This is a genomic window from Thermus sp. FJN-A (assembly GCF_054655095.1).
The window spans coordinates 1-242 of sequence record NZ_BAAHSC010000021.1; the positions used below are offsets into that span (position 1 = coordinate 1).

Annotated in this window: 1 pseudogene; it reads left to right on the forward strand. The window is 74.4% G+C overall.

The window, feature by feature from the left end:
• Positions 1-62: 62 nt before the first annotated feature.
• Positions 63-242: pseudogene (locus tag ACYQ0J_RS00100) on the forward strand (tyrosine-type recombinase/integrase); the annotation flags it as partial.

Sequence of the window (242 nt, forward strand, 5' to 3'; positions counted from 1 at the left end):
TCGGGATAGCGGGGGCGGGGGCCCTCGAGGGCACTCCGGGCCCGCCCCCCGAAGGAGGTCCCATGAGCCAGCCTGACCCCCACGCCGAGCTCTTCGCCCGCTTCCGCCGGTACCTGGAGATGGAGGAGGGCCGCTCCCCCCGCACCGCCAAGGAGTACCTCATGGACGCGGGCCTCTTCGCCCGCTGGTTCCGGGAGCGCCACGGCAGGCCCCCCCGCTTTGAGGAGGTGGGGAGCCAGCAC